Genomic DNA, 23,561 nt, shown 5'->3' with positions numbered 1-23,561 from the left:
ACCTCCTTATCAATAATGGGCTGGCCAGGATGAGCACACGACAGACGATACAATGTGGCAAACGCACGCTCACTGGAAATATCTCCGTAGGAATTGGCGCTGACGCGACACCCTCTTAAGCGTGAACGCTGGCCATTAGGCAATGTGCCATCTTCCAAAAATTTAAAGAGCATCACGCCATTGTTTTTCGACTGGCCATTCACTGATGCATCGGCATCCGCACCGCCTAAAATCACTGCGCGTACTGAGGTATTGGATGGAACATAATGAGCAGGGTTGAGATAAAAATTAGGGTGTGGTTTTTTCATGCGTCGTTTAGGTCGAAATGAGACTGTGTGAATGCGAGGGGCTGCATCCGATAAAGTAGTGCCACTATTCATCATCGTGTTCATGGCATAGGTATTGGGGTTATGCCACAGTTGTGGGTTTTGTACTTCGTTTAATTCAGAAGGATTGTTTTGGTGTTCAAATGACTTTGTTTTTCCTGATTGGCTAAAACTAGCTCGTGTACTTGTGCTGTGAGTTCTTCTTTTGTGCTTGCAATTCTTTTTGATGTGCTTCCCCCATCGTTTTAATGTTTTGTGTAATTCGCTTATTTGTTTTTTTAATGATTCCAGTTCTGTTTGTTGGGTGGTCAACGCTTGGTCTGCAACCGCATCGGTAAATGATTCCTCTACGATTCCTGTTAAATCGACTGAATTTTTTGTAGTGGTCGTTTTTTTAGGATGACCCTCTGCCAACAAGACAATCATCGTGGCGATGATGAAGAAACGATGCATCCTACACCAACTAGAGTTCGAACCTGACGCCCTTTTATCTTTTTATTGAATTGCCAGTTAGCCATGACGTACTCCCTGAACCCGATACAACATGGCTTTTTCACCAGGCGCAATAGATGGCTTTGAGAACTTAATCGCTAATGTTCCAACTTTCGCAAACCATTCTTGAGACAACTCCAAAGGCTCCTTGCCCCTGTTATATAACTCGATGGTTTCACCCTTCAAAGCTTACCATCCCCAGGACTCTTTAGGTAGGAGGGTTAATCCTTTTGACCAGCGCTGTGCTTTTCCAATTGACGTTTTATACGCACATCAGCAAAAGGTTTATGTTGCTCCATGTGGGTGAGTAGAGCAAGAATTGCTTCGGGTACGGCCTCCTGAGTTATCGTTTTCATATTGTCTTTTGTATGTTAGCTTGAGAGGCGACAACTTTGGGTTGTGGTGGTGAAACCAACTCAATTGTTTTGCCTAATGACTCTTCACCATTTAATGTGACTGAAAAATGCGTGCCTTTCTCAGTAGTTACAAACAAAGTAAATGGATTAGTCGCAGACAACATCACATAAACCGAACCATCTTGCTCGTCGCGTTTGATGCCATGCTATTGGGTGGAAATACTGCTTCTATGATTTTATCGTTCTTCACTACAATGCGGTTGTAATTATTTTGAGAAAGCGTCAATGCGATGTCACTATTCTCTTTCACCGGGATACTATTAGCTCCATAGTCATCGTAGATATTAATGCTAATGCGACACTTAATGGTTTACGCATGATTGAAATCCTTAAAAGGCGAAAACTTAATGATGGATAAGCGACTGTCTTTATATTGAAACTGCAAGAGGTAGGTTTTACGTTCATCGCTTAGCGATTGAAGCCCCACATAGCGTTTCAATACCCAGAAACAACAGCGGTAAGTTGATTGGGGTTCGTTTTAATTTCGGTGATATCAAACGTAGAAGACATCTTTTTGGCTTTAATGACTTTCGCCTCATTCGTTAAAAGCCTAAGTATCTGGGTGTACTTTTGATGGTTCACAAAAGACAGTAAGCGCTTGTGGTTGGCATCAACCGTTTCAGGCGTCACATTTAAACGCTCATTAACGAAATTTTCTGCCATCAGACTTAGGTAATGGCCGTCGACACGGGTTGCTGATTTAAAATAACCCGGATTTCCAGAAAATGGCGTTACTTCGATGGTATGATGGTTCCAGGCCTTATTAAGAAAGCAGGACAACAAGACATTAGAAACTAAAAGACCAAACACCAGAACCACCATTAAGTTAAATCGTGCAGAGAGTTGGCTTAGGCGGCTTTGATAACTTTTAAAATCCATTTTTTTCTCCTTAAGCCACATACACACGTTGGTGGGATAAAGGGAGTTTGGGCAGAAAAAACTGGGTAACCATGCTTGGCAAAGACCAGTAAGCCAACACTAAGAGGGCTTTGGGACCCTCCCCTTTCTTCAAATACCGCAACCCACTTAACAAACTTAATCCAAATAGAGAAACCAATATTTTTTGATTCGAGATGATGAGCAACATAAAACCAATACCTGCCACCACCAGTTCGTCCATGGTTAACGTTAAGATTCTCTTAGGCGCATCAATATGGTTTAAGAATTGATAGTTCATGTTGCTCATTCTTCCCTTCCTCTCAAAATACAAACGTTTTAAGTAAAAAGGCTGGAATAAAAGCAACAGCAGTTACTCCAACAAACACCATAGGATTTTTACTCTTCACAGCCATGGCGGTGGCTAAAATGATGTCTACTAAAATAAAAACTTTCCAAAACATGGAGCCACTTCCTAATGAATCTTTGACATCCCCTTCCAAAGCTTTTGCCAATAAATCATTTGCCAGTACGTTTTTTGACAGCAAAAAAACGACAAGAGCTGAGCTTACTCTCTTCATCAAACTGAATCTTTTTTTACCTACTTTCATTGTTTTCTCCGTTTTTAGGTTGTACAAATCCCTTAAGCACTTGGATGGCCTAATTTTTAACACCAATTAAAGTTATAAGTTTTGCGAATTAAATCGTCTTTTAGGTTAGATGGTTCATTAGAATATTCCCGAAATGACTTTAACTAATCCTTGTTCTAATGCCCCCCTGGCATCGGCAAACTTCAAATTGACCTTGTCTGCATTGGAAACGACACGTGTTCTATAACGCTGATATTGCGTGTTGCGCGAATAGGTTTGAGAGGTCATTGTGCTATTTCCATTTTTTAAACGTGATTGGAAGTGTTCGCTTACTTTAATCCCCTTCCCTACTTTCTCGCTGATTTGAATGTCGGTAATCATGGTGTAATTGACGTCTTTCACTAACGAATCCGCAGCCAAGCCCACAAGGCCACCCGTAAGACCCCCAGCAATCATTCCCGTGCCTGTTTGGGTTAAGCTTCCTGCCGCTGTTCCTGCCACAGCGCCTGCAATCACTGAACCATATCCCCCACCAAGTGCAGATTGACTTGCAGCAACACTCATCTTACCCACCTTGAGCACATTAGCTTGCAATAGGTAGTGCGCCGAACTTGGATTATTGACTACCGTGTAGTCATGTTTCATCAAGGCTGTTTTTAATTGTGGCGCGATATTGATTTCTTCATCTGATGTGTTTTTCACTGACACATACACTGTTTTCTGCGCTTTAGAAACAGGATCTAAAAAGATAGTCTCACTTTGCTTCGTACTGACTTGCAGTGACCTATGCTCTAATGCTGTTTGTGTTGCAGCACAACCTGTTATCACTGCTGCGGAACTTACTGCGAACACTTTGAATAACTTTCTGCTGTTTTTTTTCATGCTATTCCTTATCTTTTTTCTTTTCTGTACCCGAATCACCCCAGAGGTTCTCAACAGGGTGCCTCTTGTTGTGAAGACATCACTTGTCTTAACTGTGCTTCAATGTCATGAATTTTGTTTTTAGTCTGGTTAATAATCGTTTCAAAATGGGCTCGTGTATGTTCCCTGGCAGTTGTAAGCAACTTTTGAAAATGACTGACTTCGGCATGTGCCTCCTTAAGTTCATTTTCAAGTTGCTTCACAATTGAAGTGTTTGATTTTTTCGTTGTGGAAACGTCGCGCACCATACCCGCAGGTGTTTGCCAACCTCCCCTCAAAATGACCCCACGAATGGCATTGAGTTTTCGACTAAAGTCATTACCACAGGCAGTGAAATGCTTGGGATTAAGCAAACAAAATTCAATCTCTGCACTTAAATCTTCTTTTTGCGGAGAGTTGAGGCTTTTAACCAGGCTGGTTACACGGTGTTTCTGGGCTTGAGTAAGTTCAGTGCCAATCAATGCATCCTCTTGCGATAAGCGATCAACTGGAGGTTGTTCCTTAACGACTTTAGCAAATGGTTTCTCTTCATGATTTGATGATTGAGAAAAAAGAACAGCAGCAGCTTGTGGTTGAGCGTGAATAGTCGTTGCTTTACCCGGAGCACTATTGCTTGCTGCTGCTGTTTTATTATTTAGTTTCTTATTACTTATTCTATTAATATTTATTAGTGTCGGATTTTCCGGCGTCGGATTTCCAGTCGCCGGGCTTACCGGAGACGGGTTTTCAGGGCTCGGTGTTGTTTGCTCATTTTTTACCGAAGACGGCTTTTCAGGCTCTGGGATTCTATCGTGATTTTGGCACTCTGGAATTTCTAAAACAAAGTACTCAATCCCACCAAAACGACCACTTGCATCATCTCGGCAAGCAGATTTTTGAATATAGCCGGCTTGTTCTAATTCGCCAAGGAATCCTCGAACCGCATCCCTTCCATTTGTAGCCCTTTCTCTTAAATCAGAAACCCGCACCTTCCAATCATCAGGTAATGACATCAGATAGGCATGTAGTCCTTTAGCCCCCCATGATAAGGAGTCATCATTCAGACACGTCTTATCGAGAATTACAAAGTTTTGTTGTTTTTTATGAATTCGAAGTACTGCCATGATCTGCGTCCATTGCTTCTAGTTGGTTTGGAATGGTTTGATTTAATTCGGAGATAGAGCGATATCGTATGAGGTGATCTTCAAGTCGTAATGCCGCTTCTGGAATCTTTTTTCTTCCAGATCTCATACAAGATTCGGATAAAAGCTTATTAGCCTCCTCTGAAAGCTGGAAAGAAATATAAACTTTTGGATATTTTTTATTATTGCTTTTCGATTCCAATTTTTACTCCTGTAAAAATCTTATTATTTTTCAAACGATTTTTATTGATAAACCATCAGTTGCTACTCAAATCAAAACCATTATTTACAATCTTTGAGGTTTATTCTTATAACAAAATTGTTTAAACTTTCGGTTAATTAACTTTTTCCATATATAGCGAATTCACCATATATGGGAAATTTACTATATATGGCGAATTATGTCAATTGGTGATGTATTATCTGAATTATTAAAAAAATATAACCTTAACGCTCTGGAGTTAGAGCGACTTACAGGTGTGCCGTCTAGTACTATCTATAGATTGTTGAAAGATAAAGGTGGAAACCCTACTATAGATGTTCTAAAAAAGTTATCTTCTTTTTTCCAAGTCACGGTAAGTCAATTAATCGGAGAAGATCCCATTGGATGCAAACAAATTCCATTTATTAAACCTATGGATATATTTTGCTTTTTAGATTCTTCCCAAGATAGAAACCTTGAAATTGATAGTGTTCCTATTGATTTCCCTTTGAGTAGCAAATGCTTTGCAACTTTATCTCAAGATAACATGATGGAGCCTTTCATTTTGGTAAATTCCATTGTTATCGTTGATCCAGAACGTAAAATTACTAATAAAGATTTTGTATTACTTATAAAAAGCAAAAATGAAAAGCCGATAATTAGGCAAATTATTTCTGATGGAGATGATTTTTATTTAAAAGTATTAAATTCAAATTTCCCTGTCGAATTAAAGAAAATTAATTTAAAAAATTATTTTTTTATTGGAGTTATAGTTCACTATAGAACTAATCTATTTGATTTTGGCACCCCTAGTTCAAATAGAAATTATGATGATGTAATTTATGATTTTAAAAAATGAAAAAGACAAGTGGAATGTTTTGAAAAATCTGTTTTTCAATAAAATAGCATCTTATTTTATTAATATTGATAGAGGTACATACTTAGTTCTAATAGGTATGCTGTATGCTACAATCTTCTTTTGTTCATTTGTTATGGGATATAAGACAGTTGATATATATGGTAGAATTTTATGTTCTTCCGTATTTGTTTTTCCTTTGCTTTTCCCGATTAATGACTCAATAACCGAACTGCTTGGGGCAAAAATCTCATATTTAATGATTGTCGCGATAATCATTTGTGAGTTTATGTTTAGCTTCATTACCCATGCTTTAGCAGTTTTGCCATCACCTTCTCATTGGCAAAATCAGGATTTATATCCTATTTTAACGACGGGTTTTATTCATATTGCTATTGCTGACTCTATTTCTTTAGCAATTGGTTTTTTTGCAAATACTTATGTACTGGATAAATGGGGAATAAAGTGGTTTGGAACAGGCTTTTTTAGGAGAAGTCTAGGAGCCACGGCTGTAGGAGAGTTACTTTTCACAATATCTACTAATCTAATTACTTTTCATATGCTTAGCACAGCAAGTCTAATAGATACAACAAATATTATTATTTCAGATTACATCCTAAAAATGGCATACTCATTTATAATTTGTATTCCTAATGCCTATCTAGTAAGTTTAGTAAAAAAACATATCCAAAAAGAAGTTACTATTCCAGATAGGAATATTATTCCTATTAACCAGATAAGAGCGAGGTATCGAACTTAATCACGTTACTATTTTTGCTTTTATTGCGCAGTCTATATTCTTGCTCAGCTTCATGACCACCAACAATATTACCTATACAAGCACTATCTTCTGAGTTAAATTTCCTTAGTTTCTCTATGCTTGAATAAATTTCTTTCGCAGGTTTTATATAAATTTTATTATTTAAATCTTTGTAAACAACTAGAGGCTCTTCAAGTTGTTCAGAGAACTGATGCTTTATGATAGAGTAATTTTTTTTAAATTTATTTTCTATAAGTCTTTTTTGGTTTTCAAGCATTACATCAATAATCCAATCATAGTCCTTTTCTGAAAAACAATTTTTAGACCTAGCTTCCCTGAGTAATTCAATAGGATCTTTTTTTACAGGATGTACACTCTTGCTCTCTATTTTAACCCAAAAGAAAATTAATCCTGTTTCTGAATCTTCATCATATGATTCTATTTTAAAAGCTGGAGACTTTATTTCCTTTACAATAGATGAAATTATATTTAACACTGACATCTTATTATTCTAATCCCTTGTACTAATGAACTCCAGCTTAGATTGTATCATAAGTACCTAATCTCTGTTTCTATATCTCACAATATTTTGTAAAATATTGTATGGTTTAAAAAATTGATTTTCTATGATTGGTCACATATTTCGAAATCCTAATAAATATAGTAAAAATAATGCACTACAATACAATTTTGCTATGAAATTGCTAAGTAAAATTTCATTTGATAGTAAATCCAGAGTATTAGATATTGGATGTGGTGACGGAGTTATTACAAATGAAATTGCTCAAATTGTTCGTGAAGGTTGTGTATTTGGCACCGACATCTCCGAACAAATGATTGAGTTTGCTTCTAAAAAATATATAGACCAATATAACCTACGTTTTTTAGTCATGGATGGTAGTAAAAACATTTTTAGAGAACAATTCGATGTTGTTATTTCTTTTAATTGCTTACATTGGATTAAAGATCAACAAAATGCTCTATTGGGGATAGCCAAGTCAGCAGCATATGGTGCTCAAATAGCTCTTCTTTTATCGCATAAAAAATCGTTATATCATCTGGTGCTAGATAAAATTTGCTCAAGCGTTAAATGGAAAGATTATTTTATTGATTTTATAAGTCCTCGTTCTTTTTTCGATCCATATGATTACAAAGAAATGATTGTTAAAACAGGATTAGAAATAGTTGATTTATCAGAAGAAGAAATGACTTACTCTTTTAAATCAAAAGAACAGCTTAAAGACTTTTTTATTGCTGCTGGATCTCAGATAAAACAAATTCCTGAAAATAGAAAATCTGAATTTTTGAATGACTTTGTGACTGAATATCTAAAGGAAGCAAATTGTTTGCATGAGGATTTCATACCTGTTAGTTTTTGGTGCTTACAAGTTATAGCCGCTAAGCCAAACCCTAAATTAATGAAAAGTTCTGATTTAGATAATCGGTCAACGTTATTTGCAAAACTTTAACTTTTTAAAATCACATTCATGATAATGAATTATTTCCAATATCACTATTTCTTGATCTTTGAAAATGTTAGGAAATCAATTTGTTGTATTTCACTAATTATAGATTCGCTAATTTGATATTTTACCCAGCCACCTCGCCCAACTTTTTGATCTGCTCGAATAATGACTCCAGAGCTAGTTAATCTAAAAAGCGTATTTTTTAATGATTTTAGGTTAACTCCTGTTAAATTTGAAATCACTTCTAATGTAAGCTCTTCAGTTGTGTCTGATTTATTAATTCTCATATTCTTATAAAGAGCTATAACAATTTCACGCTGATTACCAATAATTTTTGAAAAGCTAGGTGTTAACTTTTTCTCACCACCTATTTGCTGAGCATTATTATGGAAGCTATTTTCTACATTTATAATTGATTTAGTTTCTACTTCATCAAGTGTGAACCGTTTGTGAACCGTTTGTGAACTATTGTTTCCATTTTTAGATTTTTTTATAGAAGGCTCATTTAATCCATTATTATCTATAGTTAAATCGATTTCGTGGCTAAATGTGTCGGATATTGGATCTTCTTTTCTTGCAGGCTGAGAGTTAAGTTTATCCTCATGTATATTTATTTGATCTTTCTTATCTGTTGTGAACCGATCGTGAACCGATTGTGAACCGATTTCTGCATTTACATCATCAAAAAAATGACTTTTCTTTCCAGAATTACCTGGTTTCTTATCCGGTAGTTTTCTTTCTTGAGTATATAACTCAAAAGCTCCCTTTTTGATTGCCATTAAACAACCTCAAGCTCATTAGTTAATATTAGATCAACAAATTTTTCTCTACTTCCATTTATTCGAGCCCATTCTTCAGTTATAAGATGGTAATACTCTTCAGCTTGAGGCGATCCCAGCGCGTACTCTAATATGGTTTGCTTTGACATTAAGGCCTCTTCCCATTTCACAGACTTTCTTATGGGAGTTGTTATCATATAATCCACATATCGTGTTAGATAAGTTGCGTTTATCTGTTGACTCAACGAGCTTCTCTCCAATGCCGTACTAAACATTATCAACTTTTGATTTGTTAATTTCATTACCTCTTGAAAATCCCATATATTTTGCATGTTGGTAGCGGATGCGTTATATGCAAGTAAGCTACAGCCCAATGGCATAATTACGGCTGATGAAACCAATATAGAGTTTTCTACTAAATGATTCCATGTGGGACTATTATCGAAAATTACTACATCATAATCAGATAAAGAATGTATTAGCTTATCTTGAAAAATATACTCACGACGTTTTTCGTGCGTCATCCATTTATTTAATTTTACTAGATCATGAGTTTCTGGAATGAAGTCAAGGGTTGGAAGAGATGTTGGACGAATAATATCTTTTAAAGGGGCTCCCTCAACAAAATAATGAAACAAACCTATCCCTTGTTCAAAATCATCAAGTCTATTAAGTTCTTGTTGAGGAATTATGATATCAGTTACAGAACATTCTGGATCTAACCCTATTAATAATACTTTCATGCCATTCAATGCTAAAGTTCGAGCGCGATTGTAACTTGTTGTTGTTTTATATACCCCGCCTTTTTGCATATATGTACATAATATTTTTTGCTCTAGTGGAGTTTTTAAAAATCCAAAACGTTTTCCTATTTCTGGAAGTTGTTCTAGTTTCCAAAGTCTAGTTGAAACCTTCCCTCTCGGCTCCCTTTCAGCAATTGGTATTTCACCTCTATCTTCAGCATTGTATAATGTTTGAATAGATTTAAACCTATTATCCATTTTGAATAATTTACGAATATCTGAATTAGTCCAGGTTAATTGTTCCATTATTCATGCCTTGTATGTTTTTATTTATATTTAATTATTATACATACAATTACATACTGCTTATTTCAGGTCAATGATTAAATATAAAAAAATCTAATTTTTTTTGATATTTTATTTTTACATTTTTTGTGAACTAATTGTGAACCATTCATTAAATATCTTTGTGAACTAATTGTGAACCATTAAAACCCGATAACTTAACTTAATTATGAATCGTGTCTAATTTCAAATAATTGAACCATTTGTGAACCATTAGCAGAAAATTAACAAAAACCCTCAGTGAACCGTTTGTGAACCGTTCGTGTACCGTTTATGAACCGTTAAAATATACACATTTATTCATTTGTGAACCATTTGTGAACCATAATTAACAATTACATTAGTCAGTTCAAAATTTAAGTGAACCGTTTGTGAACCAATTAATCTTTTAGCTCAAATATTAGTGAACCGTTTGTGTACCATTGGTGAACCATTTGTGAACCGTTAATGATGCACCAACAAGATTAATGTGAACCATTTGTGAACCGTATTTAAATATAAAAATAATCTACACGATTACAAGAATGTCACACCCAAGTGTACCGTTTGTGAACCATTTCAAGTAATTATTTGTGAACCATTTGTGAACCAATCAAATGAAATTAACTTATTAAATCATATGGTTACCGTATAAAAAGGATATTGACTAGAGAATTAAGAAAAGATAACTTCGGTTAAAAAGAGAGGAGAAAATCATGAAGATTATTTATTTATACGACATTATAGAACTTTGAACATCAGTTATGAAGAGCGCCAACTCTTCATAACTTAAAGATATTTAGCTTAGAACGAAGTCAAATAGCGAAGAGTAACATAACGCCACTCTTACTTAACCAAGAACCATTTTAGCTTCGTTCCCTAAAAAAAACAATAAGATAAGGATATTATCTATGGGGAACCTTTGTTCAATTTTTCACGTGAGATTTAAAAATCTCATTAAAGTAATTCCATCTGTCCGAAAAGCGCAACTGGTAGACTACATACTTCTCGGTTGGCAAACCAGCACATACAAATTAAAAAACTCTGAAAAAAAATGGTTTATGAAACCCTATTCTCAAATCGTTGAAGACACGGGAATTCCTAAAAGTACCCTAGAACGATACATCAAAGAATTACATGATGAAGGGTTTATTGAACGGCGACAGGCACTCTATAGTCGAACCAAAGAGCAAGGTGAATTTGAAGTAAAGAAAGGAGCTTACATTCATATTACCGAAAAACTACTTGTACTGATCAAACCTTCTGAACAAGTGCCCAACATACCGTCGTCAGACACAACAGATATTCACAATAACCAAAATGATTCTTATCAGGATAACAAGGAAAACCAGAATAATTTTAAAACGGAATGTACTAAGTTAGATAAAAGTGAGGGGTTCGATCCCCTCAAAATGAGGGGATTATATATAAGTGATCTTTATGTATCATCTTTTAAAAATAATATTATTTTTAAAAAATTAACCTGCTCTGTGGATAATGAAACCGTTCAACGACTCAATCAACAAATCGAATCGATACAAAAATTACTTTATGGTGACATCAAAGAAGAAATACCCAATGAAATAAAAAAACTTATCCTAGGTACTTTTTTTAATTTAACCTATAAACATCACAAACAATTTTCATCTCCGAAACAGATGGTTGCTGAATATCTATTTGCACTATTGAACAGAGATTTTTACTTACCTCAAGTAGAGTGCTTTAAACATCGAAATAATATTCTCTCTAAAATGATACGTACCAATCAATGGCGAACTCCTAAAGGTTTTTATAAACATTTCTATTTGGGACAGTCTTTTAAAGACAAACATGAATTACTTGAACAACAATGGCAACAGGAAAAAGATGATGAAATCAATCTAATCTATAGTATGAACTATGATGAAAAAGAAGATCGGTTGATTCAAATTGAATCTCAAATGTATGAAAAAAGCTGCTTAATTGATAAATTGACTCAAAGTATTTATCAACAATCTAATGAAGAAGTTATATTCAAGATTCGAGAACAGATTCAGAGCTTAAGACTTGAATTGGAATATCTATGGCATCAACAAACGCTTATTGAGCAAGAAAGTGAGCAGCAACATCTTTTGACTAATACAAAACTTTGTGCATGAGCATACTAAAAAATAGTAAATTGGATAATTTAAGATCAAATACAAGAGTTATTCACATTTTCTGTTGATAACTCTGTGGGATAACAGTGAGGTTGCAAAATGGAATATACGAAACAGATATTAGCAATGCTAAGAGAGGGCGATTTTGCACATCCTGGAGAAATTGAGGCAATCGAGCTTTCCTTGTCACCTATTGCTAAAAACAGTGAAGCACGCGTACTGGATGTCGGATGTGGATTAGGTGGAACTGCTCATTATGTACAAAAAAAAGGATGGGGTACAGTTACAGGCGTTGATATCGATAGTGATCTTATTGATCGCGCAAAGACGAGCTATCCTGATGTTCAATTTATATGCGATGATATATTGAAGAGCACTACGGTTCCTCATAAATCATTTCAATGTATCTATAGTTTCAGTGCCTTTTTTTGTTTTACATCTCAAGAAATTGCGTTAAAAAAATTATCACAGCTTTCAGATTCCCATGGGAGGCTCGTTTTATTTGATTACTCAAGACCCGATGTGACACCAATTCAAAGCCCCTTTCCATGGTCAAAAACAGCCTCTCATTTTAATCCAATTTATTTACCCGAGTTAAAAAAGCAGCTCTCTGCCACTGGATGGAGATTTAATGAAAGTGTTGATCTAACTGAGTACTTTATTCGTTGGTATACGCTTTTATTACACTCGTTTGAACAAAAGCGCGAGCAGGTTGCGCAGCAATTTGGTCAACGCGCTTGGGATATTCTGTATTCAGGATTCAAGCAATTATTGAGGGATCTCAATACAAAAAAAATAGGTGGTATTGTGGTGTATGCTAGCCTGAATCATGCTTAACCTATTTTAAGATACTGATATTTCTAATAGGAAAGAAAGCTACTTTAGAATATAAATGCATTCGAAGCTTATTATTCGATGTCCTCATCCGAAATACTTTTTATATAGAAAAAACAAGGAACCATTTTATAATGACACCTATTTGTTTTTTCATGGAATTTTATGCTTCGACACTTATTGTTACTATGCTGTATCTCTCTAAGTTATGCTCAATCTCCAGGCTCCTTTTCACAATCTAAGAAAATTGCAGCACAATTATTTCAGAAACACCCACAAACCATATATTGCCAATGCAGTTATGAAGATAAAGAAGTCAATTTATCCAGTTGTGGCATGCAAGCCGCAGATTCCATCAAACGTGCACATCGAATTGAGTGGGAGCATATTATGGCTGCTGAACATTTTGGGCAGCAATTTGCATGTTGGCGTGAACTCCTGTGTGAGGACAAACATGGAAAACCCTATAAAGGGCGACGATGTTGTGAAAAAATCGATGAACAATTTCGCCATGTGGAAGCGGAACTTTATAACTTGTGGCCGGAAGTAGGGGTGGTGAATCAAGCCCGTTCGAACTATCGGTTTAGCGTGTTGCCTGAACAACCCGATTATCTGGGGTGTACGATGAAAATTGATAAAAAATTGCGACGCGCCGAACCACCTGATTCTGCCAAAGGAGTTGTGGCACGCGCTTATTTATTTATGGCCGAACATTACGGATTATCCTTAAGTTCCTCGCAAAGACAATTGTTTATGGGCTGGAATAAAACATTTCCTCCAAGTTCCTGGGAAAAACAATGGGCATTGCACGTTGCTGCAATTGAAGGATATGAAAATCCTTACATTATCAATTGGCAAGAAAATACATCGCTTAGGATGACTTCTCGATAAGAAAAATCACTTTGGTGGTTTTTCTTGTTGTGGCATTGATATCTTCCTGTGATGAGAAGATTGGTTGTATAAAAAATAATCAAAAATTTTTTCCTCTATTTACTAGATTATTTTGAAAAAGGTGTTCTTGTTTCAAATATCCACTGAACCAAAGTACGTGATACATTTTTCACGAGTAGTTTATGAGACTTTTCTCATGAATCAGAATTAAGGACTATACTGATAAAACTTCTTAAATGGACGAAATCATGTGTGGTCGATTTGCTTATGTCGCTTCTTATGACAAGTTGAAATACCAATTTCATTTATCCAATTCGATTGAAATTACTCCACGCTTTAATATTGCTCCAGGAGCTGAGGTGGTGTGTCTTGTAGAAACCGATGCTCATGAAATTCAAAGTGTATTATTGCGCTGGGGACTAATTCCTTCTTGGACTACAGAGCGAAAAAAGATAGGAAGTCTCATTAATGCACGTGCCGAAACCCTTTTTGAAAAACCGGCATTTCGGCAGGCGATGAAATCCAAACGGTGTTTAATGCCTATGAGTGGTTTTTATGAATGGCACCAGGAGGGCAGTATCAAACAACCTTATTTTTTTCAAAAAAGAAATCGTGACTTATTGGCTGTAGCCGCTCTTTGGGATACCTGGCAGAATGAAGAAGAAGTAATACATTCCTGTTGTTTGATTACCACCGATGCCAACCCATTAATGCTGCCAGTGCATCATCGGATGCCTGTTATTTTAGATGAAGAGGCTCAAGCCATTTGGCTTGATAACACGCAATGTGATAAAGCACAACTATTGGCATTAATGAAACCTTATCCTTATGATGATTTGGAAGGATATCGGGTTTCTACTTTAGTGAATAAGGCTGATTTTGACCATCCCTGGGCGATGGAGCCCTTAGCTAAATAAAAAGTTTTAAAAAAAAATTCTTAATATTCTCGAAGACTTAATGGTGATTTCAGCTCATGTTGCCTTGATGTGGGATTTACAGCTTATTTTTCCTTGTCTATGATATTTGTACGTAAATCAAAAAAAAGAGTCATCATGTCACCACGAGGCGGAAAAAGGGCAGGGGCAGGGCGTCCTAGAGGTGAGCCGACCAAAGCAGTTCGTCTTCCGGTAGCCACGCTTGCCGAATTAGAACAATTAAAGAATCGCGCAGCGAACCAATTACCAATATTTGCAAGTAAAGTGCAAGCAGGATTCCCATCTCCTGCGGACGATTACATTGAAGGATATCTCGATTTAAATACCAAATTCATTAAACATCCTTCCTCCACGTTTGTTTTGCAAGCCACAGGAGATTCGATGGTGGAGGCTGGTATTTTTTCAGGTGATTGGCTGTTAGTCGACAGAAGCATAGAGCCCTCTGATGGACGTATTGTAATTGCAGCTGTGAATGGCGAACTCACGGTGAAACGCCTTTCAAAAAAGGGCAGTCAGGTGCAATTACTTCCTGCCAATCCCAAATTTAAACCCATTGATATTACCCAAGAGTGTGAGATGGTGATTTGGGGTGTGGTCACTTTAGTCCTTCATGAGCTTGTCTAATATGTTTGCCCTTGTCGATTGCAATAATTTTTACGCCAGTTGCGAACGTTTGTTTCGTCCTGATTTAAAGGATATCCCCATAGTGGTGTTATCCAATAACGATGGTTGTTGCATTGCGCGCTCGAATGAGGCCAAAGCCTTAGGCATTACGATGGGTGAACCTTATTTTAAAATTAAAAATTTATGCAAACAGCATGGAGTGAAGGCTTTTTCTTCAAATTATACGCTTTATGGCAACATGAGTCATCGGGTGATGTGTACTATTGAGGAAAACTGGCCCCACGTGGAAATCTACTCGATTGATGAAGCTTTTCTTGATTTAAGTAGCTTACCTATTGAGTGCCATGATTCCTTTTGTGAACAATTACAGAAGATAATTCTACAACATACAGGAATACCTACTTCTATAGGTATTGGAGCCACCAAAACCCTGGCTAAAGTGGCGAATCATTTATGTAAAAAGGTCTTTAAGATTCCAGTATTTAATATCACGTCAAACCGTGAGCAATTGTTAAAGCAAATTGGAGTAGGGGATGTGTGGGGAGTAGGGCGGCAATGGGAAAATAAATTAATATCGCGGGGTATTCATACGGCCTATGATTTGGCAATGACCAATACTCATCTTTTGAAGAAGAGTTTTAATGTCGTGTTAATGCGTACGGCCATGGAGCTTCAAGGAATCTCCTGTAATGGTTTAGAAGAAGTTGAGGCAAAACAAAGTATCATGTCGTCAAAAAGTTTTGGGCAGATGCAAACCCGATACGCCTCTATTGCCGAATCGGTGAGTAGCCATTGTGCCCGCGCCGTTGAAAAAATGCGCTACCAGCACTTGGTAGCTCAGCGCATGTATGTTTTTGTACATACTAATCGGTTTCGGGAGGATTTGGCACAACACTTTCAGGCCATGGAATTTCGTTTTGTTAATGCAACTGATGATTTGCGCCTCATTACCAAAATTGCCAAACGATGTCTGCAACGTATTTATAAACCAGGATATTACTATAAAAAAGCGGGGGTTTGTCTTGAGGATTTAATTCCTAAAAACCCACGACAGATTGATATGTTTCATCAGCCAAGTGATGCGCAATTACATCATACGGAACAACTAATGAGTGTGTTTGATCAAATCAATCAAAAGTATGGAAGAAGCACGATTCGACTGGCAGCTGAAGGATATTCCAAACCCTGGGCAATGCGCGCTGAGCTTAAATCACCTGCTTACACCACGCGATGGTCTGAGGTTCCTCAAGTTCGCTTGTATTGAAAGGTTCTATCATGAATGAACTAAAGAGGATTCCAACACGAAAAATCATTCATATTGATATGGATTGTTTTTATGCTGCAATCGAAATGCGTGATTTTCCTGAGCTTGCGAATAAACCCATCGCCGTAGGAGGGGCGGCTGACCGAAGAGGGGTTATTGCCACGTGCAATTATGCTGCACGAGCCTTTGGTGTACGCTCAGCCATGTCCACAGCTCAAGCCTTAAAATTGTGTCATCACCTCGTCTTGCGCCCTGTACGCATGGAGGTTTATCGAAACGAAAGTCAGTACATTAGAGCTTTATTTGAAGAGTATACCGATCTTATTGAACCTTTATCCTTGGATGAAGCTTATCTTGATGTAACAGATTCTTCTAATTGCAAAGGAAGCGCTACGTGGATGGCACAAGAATTGCGCGCGCGAATTTATCAGACACGACAATTGACCGCGAGTGCCGGAATTGCCCCGAACAAGAGTTTGGCAAAAATTGCCAGTGATTGGCATAAACCTAATGGACAGAAGGTAATTCGACCCGAGGAAATTGCGGCATTTATGCTCGATTTACCGGTACGCAAATTATTTGGGGTCGGTCCTAAAATGGAGGAAAAACTAAAAACGTTAAATATTAAAACATGTGGTGATTTACACCATTATTCCATGGAGTATTTAACCAATGAATTTGGTGTAATGGGGCAGCGACTTTATGATTTAGCGCGCGGAGTCGATGAGCGTCCTGTTAATCCTGAGCGCATTCGCAAATCCATTAGTGTTGAAGAAACTTATTTGCAGGACTTACCGGATGTGGAAGCCTGCTTTGCTGCTTTACCTGAATTAATGGTACGTCTTGAGGCGCGAATTAAGCGTGCGGGAACATTGTCTTCAATACACACTCTTTTTGTTAAATTAAAATTTAATGATTTTCAGCAAACCACGGTGGAATGTGTCCATGGCAGTCTTGATTTAAATATTTTATGCCAACTGATACACGAAGGTTTTTTGAGAAAACGTATCCCGGTAAGATTGTTAGGTATAGGAATTAAATTGAAACAAGAAAGAATTCATGAGGGTATTCAACTTGAATTAAACTTAGATCAAAATGAATTAGATAGTATTTGTCATATAAAACACCAATCTAGTTTAATCAGTCAATAATGGAGTACTGTGATCATGAAGAATATCATCGAAAGTACAATCCTGTTTCTTCAATGTATTCATTAAAATTTTTCCCAAATGACTTTCACTGATGTTATTAGCGAGTTGTAGTCTTACGAATCAAATCAATGGGGGAAAGGGAATTATTGTTGCCATTTGATTAGGCCAGTCTTTTGAAAAAGATGGCATGCGATAAGGAACAGATTGAAAGGGGATGACATTAGGATAGCGTAATAAGTTATTAGTTCTTAGATAATCATAGCAGCGACAACGGATATCCAGTTGAGCAATGAAGGGAAATTTCTCATAGCTCAAAAGGTTTTGAGTCAAAGTATCAACAATTTTTTCAATTGAAATTTCACCGTCTGCGCTTCTATCCCAGGCATCATAGTCCTTTAGAAAAAAATTACGAAAGGTGATTTGTAACATCAGAGGGGGTAGCAGCTCTTTACCTGTATGAAAACAAATTACAGAGGACAAACTTTGTATTGCTTCTGTATTGAACACATAAACACTCATTATTATTCACCATGGCTATTAGTCATGTGTACTCTTAGCAATAATAGAAGTGAATGTCTCTAATTAGAGCAATAGTATGAAATGTATCATTTTCTAATAAAGCGGCTGGTTCACCGTCCGAATCAGTAATCACCCATTTTTCATCGGTACTCTGTTCTGAAATTTTTACGCTATCACCAATCTTAAAAGGAGTGGCATCAATCATTGTTTGGATAAAAGCTTGGTTCAATTCTTCTTCGCTATTAGGTAAATAATTTTTGATGTGAGTCATGCTAATTCTTATAAATCTAAATGAAGGTGACCTTACAAGAGTTTTTATTTGATGTAAATATTTGGTCAGGATTGAAAGAAGATCTATTTTGTGAAAGATAGCTGATAATAAAATGGTTGAAAAATTTACACATCCAATCCAAATAGCAAACTTTCAACCCAAGCATAAGACCCGCTAATTTATTACTTAATTACGTCAGATCTAAAGGAATAACGATTCCGAGCAGTAATTTCGCTTTGAGGAAGAGTATGGCTTTTGTTTTCTTGTCTATAAATGTCGGCATCAAGCCAAGCTTTTTCATCGGCTAACACATCGTTATCTACTATCGTCCACCAACTTTTTGGAAGTTTTCCTGTGCCATCAGACCAACGATAAAGTCGATTTTTTAACAAATCCTTTTTGTCAAAAGGGGCATTTTCAGCGCAAATAAGAGTTTGCCTCTTACGGACTCTATTTTTTAGCTCATCGAAAGCGCCTTGTTCTTGAAGAAGTAGATTCAGAGTAGCCCAGCAGTCGTTAATCGCTCTATGTCCATCATAAAAATATCCCAATTTCCAATTCAGATAATCAAGCTTTGAGCTTTCATAGTCCCGCTCTTTCCAATCGATATCTTTTATGGTGCAGCCGAAGGGGAGGGTGATAATTTGTTTCTGGATATCCTGAGGCGTTTGCAATTCTAAAAAGTTACGATCAAATCCAGCATTATGACATATTATTAAATGGCTTTCTTTTAGCACTTGCAAAACAAAGTTCCAATTAATTGTCTTGCCAATTACATCTTCGTTACGAATACCTGTAATTTTTGTAATTTCAGGGGGTATTGGTTTGCCTGGGGCATTCAGTTCATTATAAGTATGTTTAATTCCTAGAATTCCGTCTTCATTGGAAAATGAAAATGAAAGCATACCTATTTCAATGATTTCATCTTGGGTTGCATCCATCCCCATTGTTTCCAAATCAATGATACTTGTCATAAATACTTTGGATGAAGGTTGAGCTGCACGTTCTTTAAGTTGCATAGGCACCCGCTTTAAAACTTGAAAGTCGGGGTGTCGTGATAGTTCATCGAAGGATTGTTCAATCATATGGCTATTTAGGATCATTTAAAAATTTTCTGATTGGTTAAATGGTAACGCAGAATTCCGACGGGCGTTAGTGCTTTCAGGAAGATACTATCAGAATACTTATTTTATAAGTCTTCAGTTCGCAAATGATTGCTTTATAAAGTTGGTAAATTAGGCAAAATTAATGACGGTTTTTCTATGATAATAGGATATGTTTCCGATGAAAATCTAATTAATTGATTTTTAAGAATTTCTAATTTCTGATGAATTCTCAAGCCAAACCAATTTGTATTTTGTATATGCTGAAGACATCCTTGAAATAATGCTTTTGCCAATATTTTATCCCGGTTCAAGAGAGCTCCTGTAATGAGTGGTTTAAAAATTTCTTCGGCTAATTCAGATGTCACGGAATCATCTAATAGAAGTTTAATAAAAACGCTCAATAAAATATTAAAGACTACTTTGTCATTCACACCATATTCGAGTGATAGTGTAAGTTTAAGATTAAAAAAAGTTAGATTTTTAGAAGTTGGAGTTATCAGTCCTCCGGGTGTAGTAGGCAGAATTGCTTGTATAATATCATTTACGCTAAATGGTAATAAATGGTAACGATAGTGGGATAGTAACGAAAAATATTTTAGATATTCTTCCCAGGTAATTTTATTGTTCTCAGCAAGAAGTCTTATCACGCTGAGTGATGAAAAAAGTTTTGGTGTTAATGATTTTTCTAGAATGCTGTAAGCTTGCACAAACAATGTATCGTCTGTGAGGATATGAGCGCCATTCTCTTGTGCAAATCTGAAAGCATCTACAAAGTAGTCTGGGAGTACTTGATCAAGATTTTTAGTGTTCTTATCCTTTTTATGAGTTTTTCCAACAACCTTATTAGGAAGTTTATCAAGTAAGTTTGCAGCTTGAAGAAGTTTATTTCTAAAGGCTTCCTCTTTTTCTTCATCTTTAGGACGAAATTCAAAACTACCTTTAACAAACCCACCTTTTCCTAGGCTACTGGAAGATGCTTCTATGCTGGCTGCTATTTTTCTTAAGAATCTAATAACAGATGTTGATACTCCAATATTGGGAAGGTTTTTTATAACTGCTTCAAGCAAATTTGCTTCAATTAACATGAGTGTAGATAAAGCCTCTATAAAGCACGGGTGTCCTTGAATGGCTTCACTAGCGGTATTTTTTTGGTTATCAATATCCGCTTGAGTACCATTATTACATCTTATAAATCCCTTTTCTTCAGTAATTATCTTGTTAATGGCAGGGATAAGACCACCTGCCATTGTACATAAAAAAGAAAAGGGTAAATGAGATTTTATGTACATCTCAAAAAATTTATTGCCGGGGGAATATTGTTCTTCATAAAATTTATTTAAATTTTCCAGATCGAGTTTTCCTTCCTCATTTATCATTTGGATGGCAACGACATTTTCACTTCCTAATTGTGCAAGAGTTGCCATTGCTTCATGTGCTCTTTGATGCAGAAATGCAGGGGCTAAAGCTATATGTAAAATTTTATGTTTAGAATTGCGGCTAGAAAACCTTTCTGCTGGCCACTCAATTTCTTCGGTTAAAGATTTATGGATTAGTGCATTATAATTAGCTGTCCCTGGTTTAATATGTATTGCACCAAGGCAATTTTTTTCTTCTTCCCCAATATAAAACCATCCATTTTGGAAACCATCTAATTTTACAAAACATTCATCTTCTATATTTTGTTCATTTCTAAGAAGAATTACATTAGCATTACTTAATTCAATTAATAGCGCATAGGAGGACTGATAGGTTCTATCATTATAGGTATCTACTTCTTTAAATGCTTTTAAAATTAAGGAAAGTGTTTTTTCATATTTATCGGGTAGATTAGATTTTAGGTATATCTCCGCTTCTTCTAATAAAAGAGGAAAGGAACGTTTTATATGTTGATACTTTGCAAAGTATTGGCAGGCTTTATCTGGCTCACCTTTCATTAAAAGAGCATTTCCTAATATGGCGAGAATAATACATGAATTTTCTTCATCTAATTTATCATGATGATACAAAGCATATTCTGCATGTACTACAGCATTAGTATCATCACCTTGATGGAAATAGGCTGCTGCAAGTTTTCCATGAAGCGATGTTTTGTATTCCAGTGAGATTTCAAGCTGCAGTAATTTTAAAGCAGGAGGAATAAATAGATACCATTTTTCATTTCTGTAGGCAATTTTTTCAATCGTACTTAATGCGAGTGGAGAAGCTCCATTTATTTCAAGGCTTGAAATTAAATCTAATGCTTCAAAATTTTGCTTGTGATATTCCAGTACTTTGAGTTTTGCATAAATAAAATCCTGCTGATATTCGTCTTCAAATTTTAATAAAGAAATTAATTGAATTGATATTGCATGCTTAATAATTGATTGAAGTAGAGTTAAGGAAAATAAGTGATTTTTTTTATTTATATATTTTGCTGCTTGTAGTGCATCTTGATTATTTATAGCCTGTAAAATATTCAATAATTCGTAATCATATTTTTTTACAAATGCTTCTAAGTCACTCTTTAATTCTTCGTAGGGCAGGGCTTGTAGAAAGATAGAGTCCAGGAGTTGTTGAGAGGGCAATACTTTGGACTCAAAAACCTTGCGTATAAATAACCTCAACGTATCAGGAATTATTTGTATATTCCATAGAAGTTCTGTTAGCGCAAAATCAATAAAATTATCAAAATAACATTGGTTAATTAATAAGCACAAATCTTTAATGATATTATTTAAATTTTCTATATTATATTCGTGGTCATTACAGGTAATATTTATATATCCAAGGTTTAATTTTATTTCCTGTAAGTACCAGAAGATTTTATCACGCAAACTTAAAGGGTTTTTAGCTTGGATGGTTTTCCTTTCATTTTCAGAAAACTTTAATGCCTCGATAAATGATTTTTTTGATTGTGCTTTGGCGCGGAATTGATCTTCTGTTTTGTATAGTACTTTAAAAAGATGAGGACGTGGTGAACGTGGTAAGACTTTTTGCCATTCAATAATCAAGTTATCTCGCTGTTCCAATTCCCCATTAAGATTGTAAAGCAATGAATGTAGGCATATTAATCGAGCATTAAGCCAATTATCCTCAGCAAATGGTTTGTCATGCTCGTCTACCGTTATCAATTGATTTTTATCTTTTAATTTTCTTGTGAGATCGATAATACGAAGATGAGGATGATTATTATCAATCGCACGGGCTAGTTTCTCTATTCTAACTAATTCATCATCGGGTTCCGGTGCGTTCTCGCAAATTTCTATATATTCAAGCATTGCTTCAATATTGAGTGGACTTTCCTGAATCAATTGCAACAGATTCTTTTTCGCTTCAAGAATCTGCTCACAATTTATTGATAATAATATATCAAGAAAATATGCTTTATTAATTAAAGTAGTGTTGTCTGAATTTAAAAGAAGGATGTCTATTTGAGATAAGAATACTCGTGCTTCATCTATTAGTTTACTATTTAAAAGCTGTTCGCAAGTGTCCAGAAGTTTTTTTATTATATCCTCGCCAATGTTCGCTTCTTTAGCAATTTTTGCGGTTAGGTCTTCGAATTGCTGCTTAAATTCTGAAGATAAATAAGGAGAGCTTTTTTTAATTTTCGCAGCCCAATCCTCATGATCTTGTTTCCATTTTCTTAAAATGTCTGCTGTATATGTATTCTCATGTTCTGGATCATCAATAATTGTATGATGTTTCTCACAGAGATATATAAGATTAGTTAGTTTGCTTCTATCTTCAAGAGACGTGATGTAGTCTTCTCTAGGTCCTCCTCCAATCCTCCGAGGTATTATGTGTGCGCATTCTGCAAGAAGAGTCTTGGAGTGGGTTAGACGTTGGTTACAATTCGGTGCTGAGCAAATTCCTATTGAACTTACAAATAATTGGCGCTTGATTTTTTCATTTACAGGACCAGAATCCATGCCTTTTTCTAATTTTACTTCTTCAGATTTACCCAATTCTCTCAA

General features: G+C 35.8%; 26 protein-coding genes and 2 pseudogenes. 10 read left to right on the top strand and 18 right to left on the bottom strand.

Features of this window, described 5'->3' with window-relative positions:
* The 11 genes and pseudogenes from DY223_RS18240 to DY223_RS18205 form a co-directional block, all read right to left on the bottom strand.
* Nucleotides 1-779: pseudogene (locus DY223_RS18240) on the bottom strand (TrbI/VirB10 family protein); the annotation flags it as partial.
* 57 nt (nucleotides 780-836) lie between these two features.
* A complete protein-coding gene (locus DY223_RS19600) occupies nucleotides 837-1,004 on the bottom strand; it encodes a TraK domain-containing protein (RefSeq protein ID WP_259293221.1) in 168 nt (55 codons plus the stop codon).
* A 35-nt stretch (nucleotides 1,005-1,039) separates the two neighbouring features.
* Entirely contained in the window at nucleotides 1,040-1,174 is a 135-nt protein-coding gene (locus DY223_RS19595) for a hypothetical protein (RefSeq protein WP_259293220.1), read from the bottom strand.
* Nucleotides 1,171-1,424 (bottom strand): annotated as a pseudogene (locus DY223_RS19590) (TraK domain-containing protein). The gene DY223_RS19595 and the pseudogene DY223_RS19590 overlap by 4 nt, the downstream one beginning before the upstream one ends.
* A gap of 120 nt (nucleotides 1,425-1,544) precedes the next feature.
* Complete coding sequence (locus DY223_RS19585) at nucleotides 1,545-1,661, bottom strand: type IV conjugative transfer system protein TraE (protein WP_259293219.1); 117 nt, start codon at nucleotides 1,659-1,661, stop codon at nucleotides 1,545-1,547.
* 8 nt (nucleotides 1,662-1,669) lie between these two features.
* Nucleotides 1,670-2,113, bottom strand: coding sequence for a type IV conjugative transfer system protein TraE (gene traE, locus DY223_RS18230; RefSeq protein ID WP_259293218.1), 444 nt, complete (start codon nucleotides 2,111-2,113; stop codon nucleotides 1,670-1,672).
* 10 nt (nucleotides 2,114-2,123) lie between these two features.
* Nucleotides 2,124-2,420, bottom strand: a complete 297-nt coding sequence (gene traL / locus DY223_RS18225; RefSeq protein ID WP_012187514.1) for a type IV conjugative transfer system protein TraL — start codon at nucleotides 2,418-2,420, stop codon at nucleotides 2,124-2,126.
* 13 nt (nucleotides 2,421-2,433) lie between these two features.
* Entirely contained in the window at nucleotides 2,434-2,721 is a 288-nt protein-coding gene (locus tag DY223_RS18220; protein WP_012187513.1) for a hypothetical protein, read from the bottom strand.
* Between the two features lie 117 nt (nucleotides 2,722-2,838).
* Nucleotides 2,839-3,582 (bottom strand): complement resistance protein TraT, encoded by a 744-nt coding sequence (locus tag DY223_RS18215; protein ID WP_012187512.1) that lies wholly within the window; start codon nucleotides 3,580-3,582, stop codon nucleotides 2,839-2,841.
* A gap of 50 nt (nucleotides 3,583-3,632) precedes the next feature.
* Nucleotides 3,633-4,724, bottom strand: coding sequence for a hypothetical protein (locus DY223_RS18210; protein ID WP_012187511.1), 1,092 nt, complete (start codon nucleotides 4,722-4,724; stop codon nucleotides 3,633-3,635).
* On the bottom strand, nucleotides 4,702-4,944 hold the full coding sequence (locus DY223_RS18205; RefSeq protein ID WP_012187510.1) for a TraY domain-containing protein: 243 nt from the start codon (nucleotides 4,942-4,944) through the stop codon (nucleotides 4,702-4,704). The genes DY223_RS18210 and DY223_RS18205 overlap by 23 nt, the downstream gene beginning before the upstream one ends.
* 199 nt (nucleotides 4,945-5,143) lie before the next feature.
* Here DY223_RS18205 and DY223_RS18200 point away from each other — a divergent pair, with 199 nt between their 5' ends.
* Together DY223_RS18200 and DY223_RS18195 are read left to right on the top strand one after the other, a co-directional pair.
* Nucleotides 5,144-5,803: an XRE family transcriptional regulator gene (locus tag DY223_RS18200; RefSeq protein ID WP_012187509.1), complete on the top strand. Its 660-nt coding sequence runs from the start codon at nucleotides 5,144-5,146 to the stop codon at nucleotides 5,801-5,803.
* Nucleotides 5,787-6,560: a VUT family protein gene (locus tag DY223_RS18195; RefSeq protein WP_058460590.1), complete on the top strand. Its 774-nt coding sequence runs from the start codon at nucleotides 5,787-5,789 to the stop codon at nucleotides 6,558-6,560. Before DY223_RS18200 ends, DY223_RS18195 begins: the two co-directional genes overlap by 17 nt.
* Here the strand turns inward: DY223_RS18195 and DY223_RS18190 are convergent.
* On the bottom strand, nucleotides 6,529-7,062 hold the full coding sequence (locus DY223_RS18190; protein ID WP_058460589.1) for a hypothetical protein: 534 nt from the start codon (nucleotides 7,060-7,062) through the stop codon (nucleotides 6,529-6,531). The genes DY223_RS18195 and DY223_RS18190 overlap by 32 nt on opposite strands.
* Nucleotides 7,063-7,186: 124 nt before the next feature.
* On the opposite strand from DY223_RS18190, the gene DY223_RS18185 reads away from it, so the two are divergent.
* Nucleotides 7,187-8,029: a class I SAM-dependent methyltransferase gene (locus tag DY223_RS18185; RefSeq protein ID WP_012187506.1), complete on the top strand. Its 843-nt coding sequence runs from the start codon at nucleotides 7,187-7,189 to the stop codon at nucleotides 8,027-8,029.
* Between the two features lie 44 nt (nucleotides 8,030-8,073).
* Here the strand turns inward: DY223_RS18185 and DY223_RS18180 are convergent, their stop codons facing one another.
* Nucleotides 8,074-8,805: a hypothetical protein gene (locus DY223_RS18180; protein ID WP_012187505.1), complete on the bottom strand. Its 732-nt coding sequence runs from the start codon at nucleotides 8,803-8,805 to the stop codon at nucleotides 8,074-8,076.
* Nucleotides 8,805-9,854, bottom strand: coding sequence for a ParA family protein (locus DY223_RS18175; RefSeq protein WP_012187504.1), 1,050 nt, complete (start codon nucleotides 9,852-9,854; stop codon nucleotides 8,805-8,807). The genes DY223_RS18180 and DY223_RS18175 overlap by 1 nt, the downstream gene beginning before the upstream one ends.
* A gap of 1,079 nt (nucleotides 9,855-10,933) precedes the next feature.
* On the opposite strand from DY223_RS18175, the gene DY223_RS18170 reads away from it, so the two are divergent.
* The 7 genes from DY223_RS18170 to dinB all read left to right on the top strand — a co-directional run bounded on the left by DY223_RS18170 (nucleotide 10,934) and on the right by dinB (nucleotide 17,709).
* Nucleotides 10,934-12,010, top strand: a complete 1,077-nt coding sequence (locus DY223_RS18170; RefSeq protein ID WP_244944215.1) for a helix-turn-helix transcriptional regulator — start codon at nucleotides 10,934-10,936, stop codon at nucleotides 12,008-12,010.
* A 99-nt stretch (nucleotides 12,011-12,109) separates the two neighbouring features.
* Nucleotides 12,110-12,847 carry a methyltransferase domain-containing protein gene (locus DY223_RS18165; protein WP_012187559.1) on the top strand — a complete coding sequence of 246 codons (738 nt, stop codon included), beginning with the start codon at nucleotides 12,110-12,112 and terminating at the stop codon, nucleotides 12,845-12,847.
* Nucleotides 12,848-13,009: 162 nt separating this feature from the next.
* Complete coding sequence (locus DY223_RS18160) at nucleotides 13,010-13,735, top strand: endonuclease (RefSeq protein ID WP_012187558.1); 726 nt, start codon at nucleotides 13,010-13,012, stop codon at nucleotides 13,733-13,735.
* A 248-nt stretch (nucleotides 13,736-13,983) separates the two neighbouring features.
* Nucleotides 13,984-14,652 (top strand): SOS response-associated peptidase, encoded by a 669-nt coding sequence (locus DY223_RS18155; RefSeq protein WP_012187557.1) that lies wholly within the window; start codon nucleotides 13,984-13,986, stop codon nucleotides 14,650-14,652.
* Between the two features lie 135 nt (nucleotides 14,653-14,787).
* Complete coding sequence (locus DY223_RS18150; protein WP_012187556.1) at nucleotides 14,788-15,294, top strand: LexA family protein; 507 nt, start codon at nucleotides 14,788-14,790, stop codon at nucleotides 15,292-15,294.
* Nucleotides 15,281-16,558 carry a Y-family DNA polymerase gene (locus DY223_RS18145; protein ID WP_012187555.1) on the top strand — a complete coding sequence of 426 codons (1,278 nt, stop codon included), beginning with the start codon at nucleotides 15,281-15,283 and terminating at the stop codon, nucleotides 16,556-16,558. The genes DY223_RS18150 and DY223_RS18145 overlap by 14 nt, the downstream gene beginning before the upstream one ends.
* 11 nt (nucleotides 16,559-16,569) lie before the next feature.
* The gene (gene dinB / locus DY223_RS18140; RefSeq protein WP_012187554.1) at nucleotides 16,570-17,709 is read left to right on the top strand and encodes a DNA polymerase IV; all 1,140 of its coding nucleotides are present in this window, start codon (nucleotides 16,570-16,572) and stop codon (nucleotides 17,707-17,709) included.
* 120 nt (nucleotides 17,710-17,829) lie between these two features.
* On the opposite strand, the gene DY223_RS18135 is transcribed toward dinB, so the two are convergent.
* The 4 genes from DY223_RS18135 to DY223_RS18120 all read right to left on the bottom strand — a co-directional run bounded on the left by DY223_RS18135 (nucleotide 17,830) and on the right by DY223_RS18120 (nucleotide 23,552).
* A complete protein-coding gene (locus tag DY223_RS18135; protein ID WP_012187553.1) occupies nucleotides 17,830-18,228 on the bottom strand; it encodes a hypothetical protein in 399 nt (132 codons plus the stop codon).
* A gap of 34 nt (nucleotides 18,229-18,262) precedes the next feature.
* Entirely contained in the window at nucleotides 18,263-18,499 is a 237-nt protein-coding gene (locus DY223_RS18130) for a hypothetical protein (RefSeq protein ID WP_064115140.1), read from the bottom strand.
* 182 nt (nucleotides 18,500-18,681) lie between these two features.
* Nucleotides 18,682-19,602: a 3'-5' exonuclease gene (locus DY223_RS18125; protein WP_012187552.1), complete on the bottom strand. Its 921-nt coding sequence runs from the start codon at nucleotides 19,600-19,602 to the stop codon at nucleotides 18,682-18,684.
* A 116-nt stretch (nucleotides 19,603-19,718) separates the two neighbouring features.
* Complete coding sequence (locus tag DY223_RS18120) at nucleotides 19,719-23,552, bottom strand: tetratricopeptide repeat protein (protein ID WP_058461037.1); 3,834 nt, start codon at nucleotides 23,550-23,552, stop codon at nucleotides 19,719-19,721.
* Between the last annotated feature and the right edge of the window lie 9 nt (nucleotides 23,553-23,561).

The sequence above is a fragment of the Legionella bozemanae genome, from assembly GCF_900450575.1.
GTDB lineage: Bacteria > Pseudomonadota > Gammaproteobacteria > Legionellales > Legionellaceae > Legionella > Legionella bozemanae.
The sequence above is the reverse complement of the archived record's forward strand: the minus strand, read 5'-3'. Positions and strand labels throughout refer to the sequence as shown.